The organism is Rhodococcoides kroppenstedtii (assembly GCF_900111805.1).
Classification (GTDB): Bacteria; Actinomycetota; Actinomycetes; order Mycobacteriales; family Mycobacteriaceae; genus Rhodococcoides; species Rhodococcoides kroppenstedtii.
Window position 1 is genome coordinate 72976 of record NZ_FOJN01000014.1, and the last position, 22596, is coordinate 95571.

19 protein-coding genes are annotated in these 22596 nt (G+C 71.8%); 13 read left to right on the plus strand and 6 right to left on the minus strand.

All coding sequences use genetic code 11. The features are described from left to right. Positions 1 to 108 precede the first annotated feature (108 nt). From BMZ18_RS15750 to BMZ18_RS15785, 8 genes are all read left to right on the plus strand, one after another. Positions 109 to 1482: an APC family permease gene (locus BMZ18_RS15750; protein WP_068102475.1), complete on the plus strand. Its 1374-nt coding sequence runs from the start codon at positions 109 to 111 to the stop codon at positions 1480 to 1482. Between the two features lie 37 nt (positions 1483 to 1519). Then, positions 1520 to 1777: a BatC protein gene (locus BMZ18_RS15755; RefSeq protein WP_068362691.1), complete on the plus strand. Its 258-nt coding sequence runs from the start codon at positions 1520 to 1522 to the stop codon at positions 1775 to 1777. Continuing rightward, on the plus strand, positions 1774 to 3036 hold the full coding sequence (locus tag BMZ18_RS15760) for a cupin domain-containing protein (RefSeq protein WP_371828511.1): 1263 nt from the start codon (positions 1774 to 1776) through the stop codon (positions 3034 to 3036). The genes BMZ18_RS15755 and BMZ18_RS15760 overlap by 4 nt, the downstream gene beginning before the upstream one ends. A gap of 22 nt (positions 3037 to 3058) precedes the next feature. Beyond that, on the plus strand, positions 3059 to 3655 hold the full coding sequence (idi, locus tag BMZ18_RS15765; RefSeq protein ID WP_068362693.1) for an isopentenyl-diphosphate Delta-isomerase: 597 nt from the start codon (positions 3059 to 3061) through the stop codon (positions 3653 to 3655). After that, on the plus strand, positions 3652 to 5331 hold the full coding sequence (locus tag BMZ18_RS15770) for a phospholipase D family protein (protein WP_068362696.1): 1680 nt from the start codon (positions 3652 to 3654) through the stop codon (positions 5329 to 5331). The genes idi and BMZ18_RS15770 overlap by 4 nt, the downstream gene beginning before the upstream one ends. A gap of 58 nt (positions 5332 to 5389) precedes the next feature. Further along, entirely contained in the window at positions 5390 to 7060 is a 1671-nt protein-coding gene (locus BMZ18_RS15775; RefSeq protein WP_068362698.1) for a RecQ family ATP-dependent DNA helicase, read from the plus strand. A 176-nt stretch (positions 7061 to 7236) separates the two neighbouring features. Further along, complete coding sequence (locus tag BMZ18_RS15780) at positions 7237 to 8097, plus strand: cyclopropane mycolic acid synthase family methyltransferase (RefSeq protein ID WP_068362700.1); 861 nt, start codon at positions 7237 to 7239, stop codon at positions 8095 to 8097. A 108-nt stretch (positions 8098 to 8205) separates the two neighbouring features. Then, positions 8206 to 8625, plus strand: coding sequence for a ChaB family protein (locus tag BMZ18_RS15785; RefSeq protein WP_068362703.1), 420 nt, complete (start codon positions 8206 to 8208; stop codon positions 8623 to 8625). 1 nt (position 8626) lies between these two features. On the opposite strand, the gene BMZ18_RS15790 is transcribed toward BMZ18_RS15785, so the two are convergent. After that, a complete protein-coding gene (locus tag BMZ18_RS15790; RefSeq protein ID WP_068362706.1) occupies positions 8627 to 10756 on the minus strand; it encodes a heavy metal translocating P-type ATPase in 2130 nt (709 codons plus the stop codon). A 1-nt stretch (position 10757) separates the two neighbouring features. Beyond that, complete coding sequence (locus tag BMZ18_RS15795) at positions 10758 to 11039, minus strand: DUF1490 family protein (RefSeq protein WP_068106087.1); 282 nt, start codon at positions 11037 to 11039, stop codon at positions 10758 to 10760. 169 nt (positions 11040 to 11208) lie between these two features. On the opposite strand from BMZ18_RS15795, the gene BMZ18_RS15800 reads away from it, so the two are divergent. The 5 genes from BMZ18_RS15800 to BMZ18_RS15820 are packed head-to-tail and all read left to right on the plus strand — an operon-like array spanning position 11209 to position 17374. Further along, entirely contained in the window at positions 11209 to 11985 is a 777-nt protein-coding gene (locus BMZ18_RS15800; protein WP_211267477.1) for an ATP-binding cassette domain-containing protein, read from the plus strand. Next, complete coding sequence (locus BMZ18_RS15805) at positions 11982 to 12779, plus strand: ABC transporter ATP-binding protein (RefSeq protein ID WP_082895004.1); 798 nt, start codon at positions 11982 to 11984, stop codon at positions 12777 to 12779. The genes BMZ18_RS15800 and BMZ18_RS15805 overlap by 4 nt, the downstream gene beginning before the upstream one ends. Before the next feature lie 52 nt (positions 12780 to 12831). Continuing rightward, positions 12832 to 14319, plus strand: a complete 1488-nt coding sequence (locus BMZ18_RS15810) for an ABC transporter substrate-binding protein (protein WP_068362709.1) — start codon at positions 12832 to 12834, stop codon at positions 14317 to 14319. Then, positions 14316 to 16088 (plus strand): ABC transporter permease subunit, encoded by a 1773-nt coding sequence (locus BMZ18_RS15815; protein ID WP_068362712.1) that lies wholly within the window; start codon positions 14316 to 14318, stop codon positions 16086 to 16088. Before BMZ18_RS15810 ends, BMZ18_RS15815 begins: the two co-directional genes overlap by 4 nt. Further along, positions 16085 to 17374: an MFS transporter gene (locus BMZ18_RS15820; protein ID WP_244516566.1), complete on the plus strand. Its 1290-nt coding sequence runs from the start codon at positions 16085 to 16087 to the stop codon at positions 17372 to 17374. The genes BMZ18_RS15815 and BMZ18_RS15820 overlap by 4 nt, the downstream gene beginning before the upstream one ends. A 13-nt stretch (positions 17375 to 17387) precedes the next feature. On the opposite strand, the gene BMZ18_RS15825 is transcribed toward BMZ18_RS15820, so the two are convergent. The 4 genes from BMZ18_RS15825 to BMZ18_RS15840 all read right to left on the minus strand — a co-directional run bounded on the left by BMZ18_RS15825 (position 17388) and on the right by BMZ18_RS15840 (position 22525). After that, a complete protein-coding gene (locus tag BMZ18_RS15825) occupies positions 17388 to 18137 on the minus strand; it encodes a hypothetical protein (protein ID WP_201132850.1) in 750 nt (249 codons plus the stop codon). Between the two features lie 413 nt (positions 18138 to 18550). After that, a complete protein-coding gene (locus BMZ18_RS15830) occupies positions 18551 to 20062 on the minus strand; it encodes a 4Fe-4S binding protein (protein ID WP_068362715.1) in 1512 nt (503 codons plus the stop codon). Between the two features lie 10 nt (positions 20063 to 20072). Further along, the gene (locus BMZ18_RS15835) at positions 20073 to 21038 is read right to left on the minus strand and encodes an AurF N-oxygenase family protein (RefSeq protein WP_082895005.1); all 966 of its coding nucleotides are present in this window, start codon (positions 21036 to 21038) and stop codon (positions 20073 to 20075) included. Between the two features lie 95 nt (positions 21039 to 21133). Then, complete coding sequence (locus BMZ18_RS15840; protein ID WP_068362717.1) at positions 21134 to 22525, minus strand: ABC1 kinase family protein; 1392 nt, start codon at positions 22523 to 22525, stop codon at positions 21134 to 21136. Between the last annotated feature and the right edge of the window lie 71 nt (positions 22526 to 22596).

A 22596-nucleotide genomic window follows, 5' to 3' on the forward strand; every position in this document is an offset into this window, starting at 1 on the left:
CGAGCCTCTCGGACGCGGGGCGGCTACCCGAGGCCGAACCGGGCAAACGGTGCACGACAACGTTTCCTGCGCCGGAGTAACGACCCGATCGTCGGGTACACCCGCCGGATGAACCCTGCCCGACCCGACGCCGATTCCCCTGCGACCGCCCCTGATTCGGCCGACGGGGCGACTCCCCTGAAGTCCGCGATCACCGGGAAACTGCTGTTCGTCTTCATCCTCGGCGACGTCCTCGGTGCCGGTATCTACGCGCTCGTCGGGGAGATCGCCGGTGAGGTCGGCGGCGCGGTCTGGGTGCCGCTGCTCGTGGCTCTCGCGATGGCGCTGCTGACGGCGTCGTCGTACGCCGAACTGGTCACCAAGTATCCGAAGGCGGGTGGCGCGGCGGTGTTCGCCGAGCGCGCGTTCCGTCGCCCGGCGGTCTCCTTCCTCGTCGGGTTCTCCATGCTCGCCGCCGGTGTCACCAGCGCGGCCGGCCTGTCCCTCGCCTTCGCCGGGGACTACCTCGGCGTCTTCCTCGACGTCCCCACCGTCCCGGCGGCGTTGGTGTTCCTCGGGGTCGTGGCCCTGCTCAACGCCCGCGGTATCAAGGAGTCGATGCGCGCCAACGTGGTGATGACCGTCGTCGAGGTGAGCGGGCTGATGCTCGTGGTCGCGTTGGCGGCCATCGTGGTCGGGCGCGGTGACGGCGATCCCGGACGCACCCTGGAGTTCACGGACACCGCGAGCCCGGCGGTGGCCGTCCTGGCCGCGGCGTTGCTCGCCTTCTATTCCTTCGTCGGATTCGAAACCAGCGCCAACATGGCGGAGGAAGTGCGGGACGTGCACCGGGTGTACCCGCGGGCACTCTTCCTCTCGCTCGGCGTCGCGGGCGCCGTCTACGTCGCCGTGGGACTCGCGGTCAGCGCGGTCGTGCCGTCGTCGGACCTCGCCGAGACCTCGGCCCCGCTCCTGGCCGTCGTGTCGGCGGCGGACGTCGGGGTCCCGGACCGGCTGTTCGGCTCGATCGCGCTCGTCGCCGTCGCCAACGGCGCGTTGCTGACCATGATCATGGCGAGTCGGTTGACGTACGGCATGGCCCGGCAGCGGCTGGTGCCGAGCGTCGCGGCCCGAGTCCTGCCGCGTCGCCGCACGCCGTGGGTCGCCATCGTCGCGACCACCGCCGTCGCGATGGTCCTGTGCGCCACCGGCACCGTCGCCGCGCTCGCGGAGACCGTCGTGTTGCTGCTGTTGGTGGTCTTCGTCAGCACCAACCTCGCCGTTCTGGTCCTGCGCCGCGACCGGGTGGACCACCCGCACTTCCGTACCCCGGTGGTTCTCCCCGTGCTGGCGCTGATCAGTTGTGTCGTCCTCGCGACGCAGCAGACCGCGGACACCTGGCTGCGCGCGGGCATCCTGCTGGCCGTGGGCGCGGTGATCCACCTGGGACTGCGCGGTGCACGCGGGCGGAGTTTGGAAAACTCCGAAACCGTCAACTCGTAGCCGCGAGAAGCTTCTCGAGCGACGAAAGGTCTGTGCGATGGCAATCAACGACGACGACATCACCACCTCCGACTCGGCCGGCGGCGAGGGCCCGGCCGACGGCGGCTCGAACCCCGGCGGCCACGACGGCGGCGCCGACGGCTCGGCCTCGCCCACCGAGGGCCCGGCCGACGGCGGCTCGAACCCGGGCGGCCACGACGGCGGTGCCGACGGCTCCGCGGCGTCCGGTGAGGGCCCGGCCGACGGCGGCTCGAACCCCGGCGGCCACGACGGCGGTGCGGACGGCACGGCTTGAGCCTGCAGCACGACGAGCAGCGCGGACCGGATCACCGGTCCGCGCTGTCTCGTCTCACCACCCTGGAGCGGCGCGACTTCGCCGACCGCCATTGGGGTCGAGCACCGCTGCTGACCCGCGCGGCCGACCTCCCCGGGTCCTTCGACGACCTGTTGACGGCCGACGCCGTCGACGAGTTGATCTCCGAGCGCGGCGTGCGCACGCCGTTCGTTCGCATGGCCAAGGACGGCACCCTCACCGATCGATCCCGGTACACCGGCTCGGGTGGGTTCGGCGCCGAGGTCACCGATCAGTTGGACTCCGCCGGCGTCCTCGCCGCGTTCGCGGAGGGACACACCCTGGTGTTGCAGGGGCTGCACCGGTTGTGGCCGTCGATCATCCGGTTCTCCGGCGATCTGGTCGAGGAGATCGGGCACCCCGTCCAGGTCAACTCGTACATCACCCCGGCGTCGAGCCGCGGCTTCGATCCGCACCACGACGTACACGACGTGTTCGTTCTGCAGATCGCCGGCGAGAAGCGCTGGATCCTGCACCCGCCGGTGCACGAGCACCCGCTGGCGGATCAGCCGTGGACCGATCACCGCGAGGCGGTCGCCGCGCGGGCCGCGGAACCGCCCACTCTCGACACGGTGCTCCGCCCCGGTGACGCGCTCTACGTCCCGCGCGGCTGGATCCATTCCGCGCAGGCGCTGGGCGCGACCTCGATTCACCTCACCGTCGGCATGTCCGCGCTCACCCGGCACGACCTGCTGCGCCAGATCGTCGCCGCACTGGCCGACGACGCCACGTTCCGTGCCCCGCTCCCCCTCGGCTTCGATGCGACCGACCCGGCGGCCGTCACCCCGCACGTGGTGTCCGTCCTGTCCGATCTCGCGGCCGCGGCGGGCGAGGTCGACCCGACGCTCACGGCATCCGTCGCCGAGCGCGTGCGGCGCCGCTTCGCCGACGTCACCCGGCCGGCGCCGGTGCGCCCGCTCGCCACCGTCGACGCGCTGGCCGCGCTGAATGCGGCCACGCCGGTCCGTCGCCGCCCGGGGCTCGTCGTGCGGACGGACACCGACGCCGAGCGAGTGCACGTGCGCACCCGTCGGACGACGATCTCGCTGCCGATCGAGTGCGCCCCGGCGCTGGACGCCCTGCTCGGCGGGAAGACCCTGACCGTCGGCGACCTCCCCGGACTGGACGGGGACGACGGCGCGGTCGTGGTGCGTCGTCTGGTCCGCGAGGGCGTGCTGGTGCTCGGGGCCGACGACCGCTGAGGTGACCTCTACTCTGGACCGGGTGAGAACAACCTCGCCGGAGCTGGTGGTCCTGGTCGACGACGACGGCGTCGCCGTCGGAACGCAGGAGAAGGCCACCGTCCACCACGAGGACACGCCGCTGCATCTGGCGTTCTCGAGTTACGTGGTCGACGCCGACGGGCGGGTCCTGATCACGCGGCGGGCGTGGGAGAAGGTCACCTGGCCCGGCGTGTGGACCAACTCGTGCTGCGGTCATCCCGCCCCCGGTGAGCCGCTCGACCGCGCCGTGCTTCGGCGTCTCGCGCACGAGCTGGGTATCGACGCCGACGCGGCCGATCCCGTGCTGCCCCGGTTCCGCTACCGCGCCGTGATGGACAACGGGGTGGTGGAGCACGAGATCTGCCCGGTGTTCCTGGTTCGCTACGACGCCGCCGTCGTCGACCCGCGACCCGACGAGGTGGCCGAGCACCGGTGGCAGACCTGGACGGAGATCGTCGACGACGTCGCGAGCGGAACCAGCGAACTCTCGCCGTGGTGTCAGGATCAGGTGCGGCAGTTGCAGCAGCTGGGGCCGGACCCTCGGTCCTGGCCGGTGAGCGACGCGGCGCTGCTTCCGCCCGCGGCGCGGCCGCTGTGACCGACGGCGTCGGCAGTCTTCTCCTCCGGGCGATCGACCGACTCTCGCACGCGCTGGGACGCTCGTCGATCCTGGCCGACAGCACCTTCGACCACGACGCACACCCCTGGCTGCTGACGGCCGAGGAACGCGGGAACCCCGACACGCGCATCCGCCCGTGGACCGAGGGCAACGCCTGCCGCACCCTGGTGCACGGCGCCACGTACTTCCAGGTGCTCGGCGAGCACCTCGCCGCGGCCGGTCCGGGCGATCTGGTGCTGTTCACCGATTGGCGTGGCGACCCCGAGCAGGTTCTCGGCGACTCCGGGCCCACCGTCGAGGACGCCCTGAGCGACGCGGCTCGCCGCGGTGCAGCGGTCCGTGGACTGATGTGGCGCTCCCACAGCGGACTGCTCGGCTACACCGGAGACAAGAATTCGTCGTTGGCGGTGGCGCTCGAGGACGCCGGCGGTGAGTGCGTCCTCGACCAGCGGGTGCTGGCGTTCGGGTCGCATCACCAGAAGTTGGTGGTGCTGCGCTCCCCGGACCGCGCGGACGGCAACGTCGCGTTCGTCGGCGGCATCGACCTCGCACGCGCGCGGCGGGACGACGCACGGCACCACGGCGACCCGCTGTCGCGGCCGTTCCCGCCGGAGTACGGCGAGACCCCGGCCTGGCACGACATCCAGCTCGAGATCACGGGCCCGGCCGTGCGCGACGTCGAGGACACGTTCCGCGAGCGGTGGGAGGACCCGGCTGCGCTCTCCCGCCTGCCGTGGCACGTCCTCTCGGATCTGGTGCGCCGGCATCGGCGCGAGCCGTCGGTGCTGCCGACGGAGCTGCCCGATCCGCCCGCGTCCGGAACCTGCACCGTCCAGCTGCTGCGCACCTATCCCCGGCGTCGCCCCGCGTATCCGTTCGCGACCGACGGCGAACGCAGCGCCGCCCGGGCCTATGCGAAGGCCCTGTCCCGGGCGGAACGCCTCGTGTACATCGAGGATCAGTACCTGTGGTCGGTCGACGTCGCTCGCGTGTTCGCGAGCGCACTACGACGCTCGCCGACTCTGCGCATGATCGTGGTGGTGCCACGCCACCTCGACGACGACAGCGCCGTGACGATTCCCCCGTCACTGCTCGGTCACGCTGCGGCACTGGACATCCTGCGGAGCGCGGGGTCGGATCGCGTCCTGGTCCTCGACATCGAGAACGACGAGAGCGTGCCGGTCTACGTGCACTCCAAGGCGTGCGTGATCGACGACGTGTGGGCCGCGATCGGCAGTGACAACTTCAATCGCCGTTCCTGGACCCATGATTCGGAGCTGACCGCCGCGGTGGTCGACACCGAGCGCGATCCTCGGGAGCCGGTCGACCCCGGCGGGCTGGGTGACGGCGCTCGGGTGTTCGCCCGCGAGCTCCGACTGGGACTGTTGGCGGAACACCTCTCCCGCAAGGGAATCGACGACACGTCCGATCTGCTCGATCCGGACGGCTGCTTCGACGCCGTCGCCCGCAGCGTGTCCGCCCTCGACGACTGGCACGACGGCGGTCGTCGTGGGCCCCGCCCGGCTGGACGACTGCGTCGACACGCCATCGAGGTTCCCCCGGTGTGGAAGCAGCGGGTGTTCTCGTGGCTCTACCGCGTGGTGGTCGATCCGGACGGACGGCCCTGGCGACTGCGGTTCACGCGACGGTTCTGACGCCGATCGCGGACCGGCTCCGTCGTTTCGCCGGGCCCGCACCGGGTATCAGCCGACGATGAACGCGGCACGGGACATCGATCGGCACGCAGCGGAACTGGGGATCGATCACCTCAAGCCGGATCAACGACGCGCCGTGGAGGCACTGCTGGCCGGATGCGACGTGCTCGGGGTGCTCGCCAGCGGGTTCGGCAAGTCCGTCGTGTACCGCGTCGCCGCGACGATGCTCGACGGGGTGACCGTGGTGATCTCGCCCCTCATCGCGCTCCAGCACGATCAGGTTCTCGCCGTGGCCGACACCGATGCCGTGACGGCGGTCGCCATCCACTCCGGACTCTCGGCCTCCCGCACGGAGAAGGCGTGGCGCCGCGTCGCCGACGCCGAAACCGGAGTGCTCCTCTACCTCACGCCCGAGCAGGCAGCGCGGCCCGAGGTGCGGGAGCGTCTGACGTTCCTGTCCGTGGGCGCCGTGGTCGTCGACGAGGCCCATTGCATCGCCGCCCGGGGTCACGACTTCCGCCCGGCCTATCTCCGCATCGCCGAGTTCGCGAATGCCGTGGGTCGGCCTCCGATCCTCGCGTTGACGGCGACGGCGCCGCCGCCCGTCCGGGACGAGATCGTCGCGCGGCTCGGGCTGACGGAGCCCTTGCTCGTCCTGGGCGACGTCGATCGCCCCGGCATCCATCTCTCGGTACGCCATCACGCGCACGCCGACGACGTGGTGAGCGCCGTCGTCCACGACGTGGTCGACCTCGCGCGTGGCGCCGGGACGGGCCTGGTCTACACCGCGACGCGCGCCGCGACGACGCAGTACGCGGACCTGTTCGCCCAGCACGACGTTCGCGCGCTCGCGTACCACGGCGGATTGTCGGCCAGGGACCGGAACGAGGTCCACCGACGCTTCGTGAGCGGCGACGTCGACGTCGTGATCGCCACGTCCGCGTTCGGGATGGGCATCGACAATCCGAACGTCCGCTTCGTCGTCCACGCCGCACCGCCGGATTCCCTGGAGCGCTACTACCAGGAGTTCGGTCGCGCCGGACGACACGGAGAATCCGCCCGGGCCATCCTGCACTACCGCGCGGAGGATCTCGGGCTGCAGAATTTCTTCGCCGTTCGCCGGCCGAACCAGAAAGTGGTCCGCACGGTTCTGCGCGCCGTCGTCGCCGCGACGGATCCGCTGCCGACGGACGCGATCACCGCGCTGCCGTCGGTCAGCGCCCGGTCCGCGGGCACCGCGCTCGACCTGCTCGAACGCGTCGGCGCCGTGCGGTTGAACCGCGGTGACGACGGGACTGCCGGATGGGTCGACCTCGACTCGGACGTGCGCGCCGTGATGAGTCGGGTCCGCGCCGCTGCCGAGGCGGAGGAGTCGGCCGCCACGTCGCGCGTGGAGATGATGCGGCACTACGCCGAGGCCGGACGCTGTCGGCGACGGATGCTGCTCGAGTACTTCGGCGCGGCACCGGACGACGCGACCGACGACGATCGGTGCGGCCGGTGCGACTCCTGCGAGTCGGGACGCGCCGACCGGACGGCCGCGGCAGCCGGCTTGGGCAGCGCAGACCTCGGTCTGGCGCCCGGTGACCGGGTGCGTCACGAGCAGTGGGGCGAGGGCGAGGTGGTCTCCGTGGAACCGGACCGCGTGACCGCGCACTTCGACGAGCAGGGCTACCGCACGCTGGCCTCCTCGGTCGCCCGTGACCGCGATCTGCTGAAGCCCGCCTGAGCGTAGGAAACCGGCCCCGGGCGCGTCGTGACCCACGCGAACCGTCCGCAGGTTCTTTTGTGCCCGTACCCGAGCGAGGCCCCTCTCAGCTGGCCTAGGTTTCCTGAAGACGGGCCCGTCGAGAGCGCGGAGGGCGGCCGTCGGACGAACCCCACCAGTGAGGCGAGGCACGGTACATGACGGATCTGAAGCCCTTCTACAAGAACGTGCAGTCGCACTACGACCTCTCGGACGACTTCTTCGCGCTGTTCCTCGATCCCACCTTGACCTACAGCTGTGCGTACTTCGAGCGCGACGACATGACGCTCGAAGAGGCTCAGCTGGCCAAGATCGACCTGGCACTGGGCAAGTTGGGCCTCGAACCGGGGATGCGACTGCTCGACGTGGGCTGCGGCTGGGGCACGACCATCATCCGTGCGCGCGAGAAGTACGACGTGGACGTGGTCGGCCTGACGCTCAGCGAGCACCAGTTCGGACGGGTGCAGAGCCGGCTCGACGCCCTCGACGGGGACCGCAAGGCCGAGGTGCGATTGCAGGGCTGGGAGGAATTCGACGAGCCCGTCGACCGCATCGTGAGCATCGGCGCCTTCGAACACTTCCGCCGCGCACGGCACGTCCCGTTCTTCGAGAAGGCGTACCGCCTGCTGCCCGACGACGGAACGATGCTCCTGCACACCATCGTCGGCTACGGATTGGACGACCTCGCCGAGATGGGCGTCGCCGTCGACAAGCGCGACGCGGTGTTCATGCGCTTCATCATCCGCGAGATCTTTCCCGGCGGGGAACTGGAGCGACCGAAGACCATTCAGGAGCGGGCGCAGTCCGTCGGCTTCTCCGTCGATCGCGTCCACTCCCTCCAGCAGCACTACGCACGAACCCTCGAGACCTGGACCGAGAATCTCGAGGCCCGCAAGGACGAGGCGCTCGAGATCGGTGGCCAGGAGGTCTACGACCGCTACATGAAGTACCTGAGCGGCTGCGCGAAGCAGTTCCGCCGCGGCACCATCGACGTCATGCAGTTCACCCTGTCGAAGTAAGAGATCCCCAGCCGGAACGGCGCGCAGCAACTCACGCTGCGCGCCGTTTTCGCGTCCCGCGGCGCGGGTAGGCCTCCGGGAGACGGAGACGACCCGAAGGAGCGCACCATGCCCGCCACCGACGACGACGGCAACGCCAAGGAATCCGAGTTGCCCTCGACACTGCAGAAGTCGGACGACAAGGCGCAGCGGACCTACGCCAAGGCGCTCGACTCCGCCGAGGAGCAGTACGACGACGAAGCCCGCGCCCACCGGGTCGCCTACGCCGCACTGAAGCACACCCACGAGAAGGTGGGCGACCACTGGGAGGAGAAGGACGACTACGGGCCCTCCGACGAGCGGGCGAAGAGCGGCGGCCCGAACCCCAGCGGGGAGAGCAAGGAAGGCGTGGACGCCAACGCCTCGAAGAAGCACCTCGAGGACGTGGCGAAGAAACTCGACGTCACCGGCCGCTCACGCATGAACAAGGACGAGTTGGTCGACGCGATCGAGAAGGAGAACCGTCGGCAGACGGACCGGAATCGCTGAGTCACCTGGTCGGGGTCGCCCCGATCATCCGGGAACTGTTGCCCACCACCAGAATCGACGACGCGTTGTGCAGCACCGCCGCGAGCACCGGTGACAGTGCACCGCCCGCCCCGACGATCAGCCCGACGGCGTTGACGGCGATGGCGAGCCCGTAGTTCTGCCGGATCACCCCGACCGAGGCGCGCCCGAGGGCCCGGACGTCCAGGAGGCGCTCCAGGTCGTCGCCGGCCAGCGCGATGTCGGCCGTCTCCACGGCGACGTCGGTGCCGGCGGCGCCCATGGCGATGCCGATGTCGGCCGCCGCGAGCGCGGGCGCGTCGTTGGTCCCGTCGCCCACGACGGCGACCAGGTGGCCCTCGGCCTGCAGTCGGCGCACCACCTCGAGCTTGTCCTCGGGCATGACCTCGGCCTGCCAGTCGTCGATGCCCAGCTCGGCGGCCACGGCCGCGGCCGTGTGGGGGTTGTCGCCGGTGAGCATGACGATGCGGCGCACGCCGTCCGCGCGTAGAGCACGCAGGACGGCGGCAGCGTTCGCCCGAACCTCGTCGCGCAGGCTGATCAGGCCCACCAGCTCGCCGTCCACCGCGAGCAGCAGCGGCGTCTCCGCCCGCTTCTGCAGACGTTCGACCCACTGCGCGGCGTCGGCGGTGACGGTCACCCCTTCCCGTCCGAGAAGGGACGGGCCGCCGAGCAGCAGCGTGCGTCCGTCGGACACGGTGCGCATGCCGAGCCCCACCAGCACCTCGCACTCCTCGTGCGGCGGGATCTCGATGCGCCGCTCCTCGGTGCTGCGAATCACGGCTTCCGCCAACGGATGTCGCGAGTGGATCTCGGAGCTGGCCGCGTAGGCGAGCACCTGTTCCGGCTCCCACGCGGGCGAGAACGCAATCACGTTGGTCACCACGGGCCGCCCGACGGTGACGGTGCCGGTCTTGTCGAAGACCACCGCGTCGATACGGCCGGCGAGTTCGAGGTGCGAGCCGCCCTTGATCAGGATGCCGCGTCGGGCACCGTTGCCGATCGCGGCGCTGATCGCCGTGGGGGTCGACAGGCCCACCGCACACGGGCACGCGATCAACAGCATCGTCATCGCACGCCGGACGTCGCGGGTGATCACCAGCGTCACGGCCGAGAGCAGGAACGACGCCGGCACGAAGCGCCGGGAGAAGGTGTCGCCCACGGTCTGGATGGGAGCCCGGTCCTCCTGAGCCTGCTCCACACGCTCGATGATGCGGCCGATGGCCGTGTCGCGGCCGACGGCGGACGCGCGGACCACCAGGCGTCCCCGCACCACCACCGAGCCCGCGGACACGCGGGCGCCGACGGTGGCGGTCACCGGCAGGGTCTCACCCGTGATGGCGGACTGATCGATCACCGCGTCCCCGTCGACGACGACGCCGTCCACGGGAACGCCGACGTGGTCGTGGACGACGATCTCGTCGCCCACCTCGAGGGTGTCGATGTCCACGGACACCTCGGACCCGTCGGCGAGGCGGACCCACGCGGTGTCGTGCGTGCCGGAGAGCAGCTCGGAGATGGCACGACGGGTGCGGCGCAGCGTGAGTTCCTGGAGGTACTCGCCGATGTTGAGCAGCCAGAGCACCGTCAGGGCCACGACGTTCTCGCGCAGGATCAGGCTGGCGACGGTCGCCGCGGACACGAGCGCGTCCGTCCCGGCCGCTCGTTCGCCGGCCAGCGATCGCACGGCGCCCTTCAGGAAGGGATAGCCGGTGAAGATGGTGACCCCGGTGGCCACCAGACGGCTTCCGGGACCCAGCATCGGCGGTCGACGCAGTCCGTACCGGCGGACACCGAGGAGGAGAAGCGCCGCGCCGCCGATTGCCATGCGCAGCAGCTCGGTGGACCCCACGTCGGCCGATCGCGGTGTGCGCGAACCGATCTGGGGTACCGGCAGATCACGGACCGCCTCGACCGCCGCCACGACGGTGTCGCGGTCGGTGCGGGTGCGCGAGTACCAGACGACCACCGACGCCGTGCGGGGATAGGCGTGGACCGCCCGAACTCCGACGGCCGCCGCGACCGCGTCCTCGACCGCGATCGCGGCGGCCGCACTCCCGGCGATCCAGTCGGCGCGCAGGCGCAGTCGCCCCCCGCCGTCGGAAAGAATCACGTCAGTGGTCGTGTCCGTGCCCGTGCGCGTCGGCCGACGGCGGACGCACCTCCTCGCCCATCCGGTCCTTGGCCTCGGCGACCACGTCGGACACCGCGAGCCGAGCCGACTCGGCGCGCACCTCGGCCCGGCGGACGCCGCGCAGCCCGACCTCGGTGACCCGCACCGCGGCCTCGCGCACCGGCGCCCGGTCGTAGGCCTTCTTCACGCCGTTCCAGGCGGCGACTCCCACCACGCCGGTGACGACGGTGGATGCCGCTTTGGCGATCAACGGGCCCAACATGACAAGCGCCTCCTCGTACACGGTCTCGACAACGCGAGACGGACAGTACCGGCCCGCGTCGTGGTTTGCGCGGGCGTCGACCACACCCTACAGTCGACAACGATTGTCACTGTCGTGTGGGGCCGACCGCCCCCGACACCCCCCCGGATCTGCGGAAGGACCTTTCCCCGTGCTGGACGTTGCCGACCTGACCGTCGCGGCGGGCCGGACCACCCTCGTCGCCGGTGTGACGTTCTCGCTCTCCGCCGGCGAGCGCGTCGCCCTGGTCGGACGGTCCGGATCCGGGAAGTCCCTCACCGCGTCCGCCGTCGCCGGATGCCTCGCCCCCGATCTCACGGTGCGCGGGTCGGTCCGGGTGAACGGCACCGACGTGGCCGGCGTTCCGATCGCCCGTCGGCCCGCGCAGGCGCGCGCCGCCCTGGTCGTCCAGGACTCCGCGGCCGCGCTGGAACCGGTGACCACCGTGCGGCGACATCTGGATCTGGCGCTGCGCGCACGACATCCGGACGCCGAGACCCGCACCGCCGCAGCCGAATCCGTGCTCCGCGCCGTGGACCTCGAGCCGGCCGTGATCGGCCCGCGCCGGCCCGCCGAACTGTCGGGCGGCCAACGCCAACGCGTCTGCCTCGCCCTCGCCCTGATCTCCGATGCTCCCCTGCTCGTCGCCGACGAACCCACCACGGCGCTCGACGTCGTCAGCGCACGTACCGTCGTCGACGCGGTGCGGACCGCCGCCGATCGCGGCCGCGGTCTGGTGTTCGTCACCCACGACCTCGCGATCGCCGCGGCGCTCTGCTCCCGGGTCGTGGTGCTCGACGCGGGGCGCGTGGTCGAGGACGCCCCCGTCCGCGACGTGCTCACCCGCCCGGCACACGCAGTGACGGCGGATCTCGTCGAGCGGGCCCGCGCCCTGTCGCTGCCGTCGTCCACCGCCCTCGCCTCGTGAACCCCGGTCCCGCCGTCCCCGGGTCGACGGCCGACGGGCTCGTCGCCTCCCGAATTTCCGTGCGCTACGGGGCCACGACGGCCGTCGACGACGTGACGCTGCGACTCGCGCCGGGCGAGCGCGTCGCCCTGGTCGGCGCGTCCGGATCGGGCAAGTCGACCGTTCTGCGCGCGTTGCTGGCGCTGCGCGCGCCGGACGACGGCGTCGTCACGCTGGACGGTCGGCCCGTCCATCCCGGATCGGCGCGCCGGCTGCGACCGTTCCGACGCCAGGTGCAGTTCGTGCCCCAGGACCCCGGAGCGTCCCTCGACCCGCGCACCACGGTGGCCGCCGCGGTATCCGCGCCGCTCCGCTGGTTGCAGGTCCCGGCCGACCGCCGCGCCCGGACTCGCGAGGCGGTGGAGTCCGTGGGCCTCGAGCCGTCGATCCTCGCGGCGCGGATCGATCGCTTGTCCGGTGGCCAGAAGCAACGCGTGGCCCTGGCCCGCGCCGTGGCCTGTCGGCCGCTGTACCTCCTGGCGGACGAACCCGTCAGCGGACTCGACGGCGGCACGCGCGACGTCGTGCTGTCCGTTCTCGACCGCCTCGGCACCGGCACCGGCACCGGGATTCTCCTGGTCACGCACGACCTCGCAGTGGCGGCTCGAATCGCGACCCGCCTGCTCGTCATGGCGGACGGCCGCATCGTCGACGACGGCCCGGTGACCGAACTGCTGACCGCCCCGACGCACCCGACCACCCACGCGCTCGTCACCGCAGTCCCCCGCCTCGCCGTCGCGGCACCCGCGCCCTGACCGCGACCCTCCCGATCCGCTCGCTCACCACCCCACCTTCAGGAGAACACCCATGGTCCGGCTCCGCCGACCCCTGCTCGCCACCGTCGCCGGCGGAGCCGCGGCAACCCTGCTCGCCGGCTGCTTCTCGGCCGCCGCGCCGGCCGGTTCCGACGACCGCCTGCGGCTGGCCATGCTGCAGCCACCGCGGTCGGCCCTGTCCCCGTTCAGCGACGACGCCTTCAAGCTGTCCCGGTGGTCGACGGCCGAAACCCTCGTCACACTCGACGATCTCGGTGAGGCGCAGCCCGCGCTGGCCACCGCGTGGAACCGGATGAACGAGCGCACCTGGTCGTTCGACCTGCGTCCCGACGTGCGGTTCCACGACGGGTCGGCGCTCACTCCCGACGCCGTGGTGACCATGCTGAGCGCGGCCACCGCGGCGGCGCCGAAGCCGCGCATCCTCGACGGGGTCGAACTCACCGCCGACGTCGTCGACGAGGACACGGTGGCGGTGACCACGGCGACTCCGGATCCCCTGGTGCCGCAGCGGTTGTCGAGCCCCCAGCTGGCCGTGCTCGCACCCGCCGCCTACACCGGGGACGGCCCGGTGGACCCGATCGGTCACGGCACGGGCCCGTTCGTCCTCACGGCCGTGAACGGGACGTCCACCGCCACCCTCGACCGCAACGACGACTACTGGGGCGAGCCGGCCCGCCTCGCCGGCATCGACGTCGACTTCGTCCCGGACGGCACGGCCCGCGCGGCCGCGTTGCGGGGCGGTACCGCCGACGTGGTGGAAGCGGTCCCCGTGTCGCAGGCCGCATCGGTGGATCCCGCACTGGTGCACGAGGTTCCGATGCCGCGCACCAACACGCTCTACCTGAACAATCGCACCGGGGTCTTCACCGACCCGGCGCTCCGTGCGGCCGCACGGGAATCCGTCGACGCCGCCCGCATCGTCGATCAGGTCTACGAGGGCCGTGCGGACGTCGCGCGCGGACTGCTCGGTCCCGCGATCCCCTGGTCGGCCGACCGCCCGTCGCGCACGCCCGCACCGGCGGGAGATGCCGCGGGACAACGCATCACCCTCGCCACCTTCACCGACCGGGCGGAACTGCCCGAGGTGGCGGTGCTGCTGCAGCAGGCCCTCGAGGCCCGGGGCTTCGTCGTCGAGCAGGTGGTGCGCGAGTACCAGTTCATCGAGGCCGACGCCCTCGCGGGCGCGTTCGACGCCTTCGTGCTGTCCCGCGCGACGGTCCTCGATTCCGGCGACCCCGCCGCGTACCTCTACTCGGACTTCGCGTGCGACGGCTCGTTCGGCATCGCCCAGTTCTGCGACCCGGCGGTCGATCGCGCGCTCGCCGACGCCGCCGCCACCGAACCCGGTCCCGCCCGCCGGTCGGCCGTCCTCGAGGCGGAGCGGCTGATTCTCGAGCGGGACGCGGCGGTGCCGATGCTGCACGAGCGCGTGATCCAGGGCGAGTCGAGCCGGGTGTCCGGAGTGGTTCGCGACCCCCGCGAACGCGCCCTGATCACGGCCGACACCGCCCTGTCGTGACCGCCACGCTCTCGCGCGTCCTCACCGCCGCGGCGCTCCTCGCCGTCGTCGGTCTCCTGCCGTGGCTGTCCGGTCGCGATCCCGCCCTGTCCATCCTGCGGGCCCGGTCGGCGGAGCAGGAACCCACCCCGGAAGCTCTCGACGCCGTGCGTGCGGACCTGGGGTTGGCCGACGGACCGGTGTCGATCCTGCTGCGGTGGCTCGGCGGCGTCGTGCGCGGCGACTTCGGGACGTCGTGGAACACCGGTCGCGACGTCCTGCCGGGGGCCGTCGCGGCCCTCGGCGTGTCGGCGACGTTGATGGCGTGCGCCGCCGTCGTCGCCGGGCTCGTCGCCGCCGCGCTCGTCGTCCCGGCCCTGCGCGCCGGTGTCACGGGAGCGCCGCGACGATCGTCCGGTCTCGCCGCCGCCGCACTGACGGCAACGCCGGAATTCCTGCTGGCCTCCGTCGGCGTGGTCGTCGGCAGCCTGTACCTGGCACTGCCGCCCTACGGGTGGACCGGACCGCAGTCGGCGATCCTCCCCGGGCTCGCCCTGGGCCTGCCGGCGGGCGGGTTGATCGGTCGGCTGCTGGCCGACGCCGTGTCCTCCGCCTGCACCGAGCACTGGGTGGTCACCTGGACCGCCGCCGGGATCTCGCGTCGTCGCACGGCCGGGGCCGTCCTCCGTCGTGCCGCCGCCGCGGTCACGTCGCAGGTGGCCCTCGTCGCCGTCGCGCTGCTGGGCGGGGCCGTCGCCGTCGAGCAGGTCTTCGCCATTCCCGGGCTCGGCCGCACGATGCTCGGCGACGCGCGGTCGCAGGACCTGCCCGCCCTGCAGGCCGACCTCGTGCTGCTCCTGCTCGTCAGCGTCGCGCTCGGCATCACCGCCGCGGTCGTCCGACGCGCGCTGCTCGGCGCATCGATCCACGACGCGGCCGTCCCCGTGCCCACGGCTCGGTTCGTGCGCCGACGACGCCACGTCGTCGTCCCCGTCGTCGGCGCCCTCGGTGTCCTCGCGATCGTCGTCGCGGGATGGTCGCGCGACCCCTACGCCGCGTCGACGGCGAAATACGCCCGGCCGTCGGCGTCGGCCCCGTTCGGCACCGACGCGTCCGGTCGGGACGTCCTGGCCCGCGTCGCGCACGGCGCCGTCGGCACGATCGGCACGTCCGTGGCCGTGCTCGCGGCGGCCGTCGTGATCGGACTGGTGCTCGGCTGTGCGCCGCGCCTGTTCGTCGGACCGATCGAGGTCTCCAACGCCGCGCCGCCCGTCGTCACCGGGGTGCTTGTCGCCTCGATCTGGGGGCCGAGCGCCGCCGCCGCGGCGCTGGCGGTGCTGCTGGTGTCCTGGGCACCGCTCGCCGCGCACACGGCCGCCCTCGTCGCGGAGGTCCGCGCCCGCCCCTACGTGGCCGTCCTGCCCTCGCTCGGTGCGAGCCGCGGGCGCATTCTGCTGGGAACCGTGCTCCCCGCGGTGATTCCAACCGTGGTCCGGCACGCTCTGTTGAGACTGCCGGGGGTGGCACTGGCGCTCGCGGCCCTGGGTTTCCTCGGGCTCGGCCCGACGCCGCCCAGTCCGGACTGGGGCCTCGTTCTCGCGGACGGTGTCGCCGCCGTCGAACGCGCCCCCTGGGTCGCGGCCGCGCCGCTGGTGTCGTTGATCCTGGTGTCGATCACCGCTGTCGCCGCGTCGTCGCTCGCGTCCGGTCCGGCCCGGTGGATCACCGGGCGCGGCGGTGCTTCGGTAGGGTCGGGCGCCGTGCCGACCCCCGCCGCCGCGACGCCGTGACCCCCGAGACCGTGCCGGCGGCGCGTCGTCGATCCCGCTGGGCGCGTGCACTTCCCGTGGCCGATCTGCGCGCCGCGTCGGCCACCGTGCGCCTGCTGGTACTCACGCAGCTGGCGTTCAACGTCGGGTTCTTCATGGTGTTGCCGTATCTGTCGGTGCACCTGACGGGTGATCTCGGACTCGGCGCGGCGACGGTCGGGGTGATCCTCGGCGTGCGCACGTTCTCGCAGCAGGGACTGTTCTTCCTCGGGGGCACGCTCGCCGACCGGGTGGGCATCAGACCGGTGGTCCTGACGGGGTGCACGATTCGCGTGGTCGGCTTCGTCGGGCTGGCCTTCGCGGAGTCCCTCGTCGCCGTCCTGGTCGCCACCGTGCTGGTCGGAGTCGCGGCGGCGCTGTTCTCCCCCGCGGTGGAATCCGCCGTGGCCGTGGAGGGTTCGGTCAGCGAGCAGGCGGGCGGACAGAGCCGACTGGACGCGTTCGCCTTGTTCACGGTGTGCGGCCAGATCGGCTCCTTCACGGGTCCGCTGATCGGATCACTGTTGCTGCTCGTCGATTTCCGGATCGCGTGCCTGTGCGCCGCCGTCGTGTTCGTCGCCGTCACCGTCACCCACGCGGTGATGCTGCCCGCTCGCCGGCCGGCCGAGTCGACGACGTCGTGGTTCGAGGACTGGCGAATCGTCGCGCGGAACCGGCTGTTCCTCGTGTTCGCGCTCGCGACCAGCGTCCAGCTCGTCGCCTACAACCAGCTCTACCTGCTGCTGCCGTTGCGGGTCGATCAAGTGTGGGGTTCTCAGGCCCCCCTCGGCTGGCTGTTCGCGGCGTCGTCGCTGCTGGTGGTCGCGGCGCAGATGCCCCTCACCCGAGCCGCCCGTCGACGGCCGCTGCGGGCGATCCTCCCCGCCGGGTTCGTCGTCATGGCCGCGGCGTTCGGCGTCGCCGGCGTGGCCGCGATCCTCGGCGCAACCGGATGGGCCGGCTTGATCGGACCGGCACTCTTCGTCGTCCTGCTGACCCTCGGGCAGATGATCGCCATGCCGTTCGCGCGCGACCTCGTCCCCGTCCTCGCGGGTGACCGCACGCTCGGCGCGTACTACGGATTCCTCGCCTCGGCGGGCGGGATCGGCGTCCTGGTGGGGTCGGCGGGGCTCGGCGCGGTGGTCGACGCCGTACCCGACACGGCACTGGGCCACGCCGCGCCCTGGCTCCTCGGCGCGGCTCTCCCCCTGGCGGCCGCTGCGATCCTGCGGTCCGTCGCGGTGCGCGTCGATCCCGTCCAGCCCTGACACGTCGACACCGTCAGGCAGCCCTGACGATGTCCCGACCGGTGAGCATCTCGGTCTCCGACGCGATGTGGTCCCACACGTCCGGGGTGACGTCCCGGTACAGGCTGTCGCGGTCCCACCACATCATGCGGGTGCGGTAGCGCTCGTCGGGGTAGGCCGCGGGTGCGATGGAGTCGACGACGCGGCCGCCGCCCGACTCCCACCGACGCAGCACGTGGTCGGCTGCCGTCGCCATGACGAAGCGCGCTCCGGTGAAGACCATGGTGGGCAGGGCGGTGCGCGACAGCAGGGCGGACAGCGCACCGGGCGACTCGGCGGACGCAGAGACGAAGGCCGACTTCATCTCGACCACCCCGTCGTGCAGGCGGTCGGAGATCAAGGCCTCCACCTTCGAGCGGTCGGCGTTGCCCTCCCATTCGACCAATGCGTGCGACTGCTGCGCCGACAGGTACGGACCCTGTCCGCGCACGCCGGCCACCACCGCTCCGGACCGGTCGACCGCCGCGAAGAACACCGCGGTGTCCCGTCCGTCGCGGACGCGCGCCGCATCCAGAGCCACCGACACTCCGTGCCGCGAGTAGGAGGCATCCGCCGCGTCGAGATACTCCTCCCACAGGGCGCGGTCCATGGCGGGCGTGCTCATCACGAGCGTCGTCCCGCTGGCGCGATCCTCCAGACGGGTCGCTCCCCGCGACGCGCGGGTCGCGAACCCCGTGGCGCGGGCCGGAAGGGTGAGCGGTGAGAGGGGGGCGAGAACGGTCACGGTGATCTCCTGGCGACAACGGGCACGGACGTGCCGGATCGCCGACATCGGCGCCCGACCGAACAATTCGGGCAGCGCCCGAATGGTTCACACACCGATTGTCCCGCCGACCGGAGGATCGGCCGATTCATAGGGAGATGTCACCAACTCCCGCCAGGCTGCGCGCAGGAAGTCGGGCCGACGTCATGGGGTGCTCGCTGATTATGCCCTATAAAACGGGCTGTGTGACTGTTCTGAGGCACCAAAGAAGGACTGCGTTCACTACAATCGAGCAGCGGACCGCCGAACGGTACCGACCCGTGGGAATGGTTCACGGCGCCGGTGGTCGGCGTCACAGCAATGGCGCGACAAATGCGGCCGGGACGAGCATTTCGCGCACGCCCCGCCGTTCGCGAGGGAACAGCGGCGAGCGGTCAGGACCGGCGGGACACCGGCAGCAGAGGCAGCCGGCGGCGAACACGGCCGACCGATCCCGCCCCGGCGCGCACGGAGTCGGCGATCATGGCGTCGACGGTCGCCTCCGCGTCGGCCTTGTTGTCCCCGATGCCACCGGTGGCACCGCGTTTCGCCCAGCCGACCACGTACGTCCGCGGCACGACGGAACCGTCTGCCCGCGTCACGCGGCCGTCCTGGTTCCGGACGGTGCCGCGGTCCTCGTCGAACGGCACACCCGGCAGAGGCGCACCGCGGTATCCGGCCGCCTGCAGGACGAGGTCCGCGTCGACGGTCACCGGGGTGCCGTCCGTCGCCTGCGCCGTGAGGCACAGGCCGCCGCCGTCGCCGGTCTCGAGACCGCGGGGGTCCACTCCGAAGGCGAAGACGATACGACGACCGTGGCCGACGGATTCGAGTGTCCGACCGAGATCGGCGAGCTCGAGGACCGGCACGTCGGCGAGCGGTGCGGCCGACGCCGAGAACGGCAGCGCCGCGACCGCGTCGGCGGCGCCGGGTCCCGCGATCGACACGGGGACCTCCGTCCGCGAGACCAGGGCCTGGCATTCGGGTCGGGTGAACGCGGCGTGCTCGGGTCCGCGCCGTGCGAGCACGACGACCTCGGCCACGTCGGCCTCGCGCAGGGCCGCCAGGGCGTGCGGCGCGATCTCGGTGTCCACCAGGGACTCCGGGTCCGCGGTGAGGATGCGCGCGGCGTCGAGTGCGACGTTGCCGTTGCCGACCACCACGACACGGCGCACCCCGCGCAGGTCGACGGCATCCGCCGCGACGCCCGGGTGCCCGGTGTACCAGCCGACGAGGGTGCGGGCACTGAAGGGAATCGGGCCGTCCGCCTCGACCCAGGGCAGTGTGCGGTCGCGGTCGGCGCCTACCGCGACGACCACCGCGTCGTGCGCGGCCCGGATCGCGTCGACGGATGTGCCGACGCCGACCTCGACCCCGGTGCGGACCGTCACGCGCGGATGCGCGAACAGCGGCCGGAAGTGTTCGCCGATGCGGCGAGTGCCGAGGTGGTCGGGCGCCACGCCGAACCGGGCGAGTCCGCCCGGCACCGCGAGGCGTTCGTAGAAGGTCACCCGCGCGTTCGTCTGACGCAGGATCGCCGTGGCCGCGTAGCACGCAGCCGGACCCGTCCCGATCACGGCCACCGAGTCCAGCGTCACGTCGCCGATGTTCGGCAACGGGAAACGTGGTGCGCCCCAGGCATTGTCGACGGGACGATCCCGGTAGTAGTCGGCGTTGAGGTCCGCGTACACCTGCTGCTCCGGCGTCAGACGGTTGACCCGCGTGATGGCGTCGACCGGGCACGCATCCGCACAGGCTCCACAATCGATGCACGAGCGCGGGTCGATGTAGAGCAGATCCGTGGTGCCGAAGTCCGGTTCGTCGGGCGTCGGATGAATGCAGTTGACCGGACACACCGACAGACAGGACGCGTCGTTGCAACAGTTCTGGGTGATCGCGAAGGCCATGGATGACGCCTCAGAGCATGTGCACGGTGCGATAGATCGCTGCCGCCGGCGTGGTGAGCAGTCCGCAGTCGGCGAGGAACGCCATCAGGTGCTGGCTCGAGGTCCGCATCATGACGTGGTGGTGCGTGTTGGCCTTGGCCGCGCGCACGGCACGGTCGACGTCCAGCCCGGCGGCGGCGTAGACGTCGCGGCTGACCATGTTGGACACGATGACTCGCGCCGCGACGGCGATGAGCAGCGCGGCCGACCGGCGACGCAGAGCGGAGGTGCCCACCATGTGCTCGCGCATCTGCGCGCGGGCGAAGGTCATGTGGCGCGATTCCTCGACCACGTGGATCTTGCTGGTGGTGCGCACGAGCGGCAGGACGTTCTCGCCCCGCATCCAGTCCCGCTGCATGACGTCGAGAACTTCCTCGGCGACGAGGATCCCGCCGTACGCGGCCTCGGACACGGCAATCGTCTTGAAGAGGCGGCCCAGCTCACGGCTGGCGCGGCGAGGGACATAGGCCTCGATGCCCATGGTGCGGCACGCCCGGGCGAACATCAGCGAGTGCCGGCATTCGTCGGCGATCTCGGTGAGGGCGAACTGGAAGTCGGACTCGGCGTACTTCCCGCAGTACTGATCGCGGAGCACCATCTGCTGCAGGATCATCTCGAACCAGATGCCCGTGCTCATGATGGACGCGACCTCGTGGCGGGTCAGCGTGATGCGCTGCTCGTGCGTCATCTCGTCCCACAGCGGGGTGCCGTAGAGCGTGCTCCACTCGGGGTTCAGACCGAAGTGGTCGGGGTCCAGCGGGGCCTCCCAGTCCACCTCGGACATGGGGTCGTACGACAGGGCGGCGGCGGAATCGAGCAACCGGGCCGCGACGTCCTCCGGCTCGCGGCCGTGGTCGGCCCCGGTGACGCGGCCGTGGTCGGCCCCGGTGACGCGGCCGACATCGGCTCGGGTGGCGGGATCGAGCGTGCTGGTCATGAACGCGTCCTTCCGTACGGCACCGGTCGTCTGTAGATGTGACGGACATTATCAGATACTCGCCGTCACGGACACCGGCGCCGCTGACCCGCAGGTCAGCCGGGTCGAGACCTCCCCCGTGACCGTCGCCACCGCTCGATGTCGCGGCCCATCGGCGTCGTCGGCGCGGTGTCGTACAGCCACTCGCGCGCGATGGCGCCCCAGTTCGCCGTCGCGCGCAGCTGTCCGAGAATGCCGAAGGTCAGGAAGTCCGTCCGGCGCGAGAACACGTGCTCGGGCGGCAGCCACTGCTTGGTCATCGCCCCGAAGTTGCCACTGCGCGGGTCCACCGCGAGGACGAAGCAGGCTCCGGCCATCTCGGGCGTGACCGTCACCCGGCGATCGGTCAGGCTGAGCTCCGCGGCCGCGGACACGTAGTCGAGACAGTCCTGCGGCTCCACCCGGGCCGCGGGATCGAGGATGCCGCGCTCGGCCAGCAGGCGATGCAGATCGTCGCCACGCCCCTCCACGGCGGCACGGAGGCAATCGCGCTCGAACCTGATGTCCGACGCACTCATGTGGATGTAGAGACCGAAGTCGACGAACGTCACCCGACCGTCCCGGGCGAGGAGCACGTTGCCCGGGTGGGGGTCGCCGCAGAACTCACCCAGGGTGTGCAGCGATCCCACGTAGAACCGGAAGATCGTCTCGCCGATGCGGTTCCGCTCCTCGTCCGGCAGTTCGCGGATGCGCTCGAAGGGCACCGCGTCCACGAATTCCGTGGTGAGGACGGCCTGCCCGCAGTGGGAGGCGACGACGTCGGGCACCGCGAAGTGCGGGTGGTCGCGGAAGAGGTCGGCCGCCCGGCTCTGCGTTCGCGCCTCGGCCGGATAGTCGAGTTCCGCCTCGAGATTGCGCCGCAGCTCCTCGACCACCGCCTTCGAGGACAGCATCGGCATCGACGCCGGCAGCAGCTTGACGTAGAACGACAGGTTCTTCAGGTCCGCCCGCACCGCGGCGTCGATCCCGGGGTACTTGACCTTCACCGCCACCACGCGCCCGTCGGGGAGCACCGCCCGGTGCACCTGGCCGATGGACGCGGCCGCGATCGGGACGGGGTCGAACTCCGCGTAGAGCTCGCCCAGCGGGGCGCCGAGATCGGCCTCGATCACGGCGCGGACGTCGTCGAACGCCACCTTCGGCGCGCGGTCGAGCAGGTCGGCCAACCGTCGCTGGAACTGGTCTCGATGCTCCTCGGGCACGAAGGCCAGATCGAGCGTGGAGAGCATCTGACCCAGCTTCATCGCGGCGCCGCGCAGCCCGCCGAGCACCGTGACCAGGCGTTCGGCCGCGCGCACCGCCTCCTTCTCGGCCAGCGCGTCACGGAGCTCGTCCGTCCGCCCCGCCATGCGTACCCGCAGGACCGCACCTCGGGCGGTCCGTCCCGCGACCAGGCGCCCCACCTCGGCTCCTCTGACCACCCGTGACGTGGGCACCTTGTCCGACACGCGGCCCAGTATCGCCCGGGAGATCGCACGAGACGAGGGTCCCCGCCCCGTCGATCGGACAGACAACGCAG